Raw genomic sequence first — 1,103 nt, forward strand, 5'->3', positions numbered from 1 at the left:
CGAGTGCGCGTGTGTGAGTCTCTGTTTGGTGGGGTCCCCACCCCGGCGTGGGTTTCCCCAACCTCGTGGGTGGCCGCGGGGGCGTCCTGCCGGCGGCGGGGGGGGGCGGCGATGGCCCCGCCGCTCTTGCAGCCCGTCCAGCTGCCGAGCGGCACGTTCTCGCCGGTGAAGTCGTCCGACCAGGTCGGCGCACCGGCCGTGGAGGTCGCGCTCGCGCTCGCCGACGGAGAGGCCGTCGGGCCGGCGGTCGGGGTGGCGGAGGCGGTCGCGGACGGCGTCGCCGAGGCGGTCGCGGTGGGCTGCGCGGACGGGGTGGTCGGCGCGGCCGTCGCGCTGGTGCTCGGAGCCGCCGGGGTGCTCGGCGCGGCCGGGGCGGTGGTGCCCGGGGCGGCGGTCGGGCTCGGGGCCGGCGCCGGGGCGGTGCCGCCGCCGACGCTCAGGATCTGCACCTGCAGGTTGTGCCAGCGGCGGCCGGAGTCCTGCCAGGTGCCGAACGTCGTGTAGGTGCCGGCCGGCAGGGCGCGCTCGGCGGTGGTCACGGTGACCCCGCCCGGGCAGATCCGCACGTTGTGGGAGGACCCGGGGAAGTCGAGCTTGTGCCCGGCGGAGTCGCGCACGGCGACGCCGACCGTCCGGGCGGTGAAGCAGGACGAGGAGTGGACGGTGAGGGAGGCGGCCGCGGCCGTGTTGGTGGCCATGGCGACCGGCGAGAGCCGGTCCTGGGTCACGTCGGGCACGGACGCGGCCTGGGCGCTGCCCAGGAAGGGGACGGCCAGCAGGCCGATCCCGGCAGCCGCACCGAGCTTGAGGGCGATGGCGGTAACAGGCATGGAGATGTTCCTCGACGACGCCTGCGAGGTGAGCTGTCGGATTCGGGCCGTGAGGTGGCCCGGCCGCCGGCAGGCGGCTTCACCCCGAGCCCTGGCCGGTACGCGCGCACGCGCACGGGGCCAGGGCGACTTACCTGGTTCCCCCGCTCCCGTCCGTGTCGCGTTTCGCCTTGCCGCCACCGGGTGGACGGGACTCGGCGGTCCCCGGGGGCGGAGCCCGCATGGCGCGGGCGTCCGAGCAGGTTAGCAGCGTCCTTCCGGAGCGCAAGGCTG

General features: G+C 76.5%; 1 pseudogene and 1 riboswitch. The pseudogene reads right to left on the bottom strand.

From position 1 onward, the window contains the following. Window positions 1–830 (bottom strand): annotated as a pseudogene (locus ACFV0G_RS39615) (hypothetical protein); the annotation flags it as partial. Window positions 831–833: 3 nt separating this feature from the next. Next, window positions 834–1,003, bottom strand: a riboswitch (cyclic di-AMP (ydaO/yuaA leader). Window positions 1,004–1,103: the final 100 nt, after the last annotated feature.

It is taken from the genome of Kitasatospora sp. NPDC059571, assembly GCF_042735675.1.
GTDB lineage: Bacteria > Actinomycetota > Actinomycetes > Streptomycetales > Streptomycetaceae > Kitasatospora.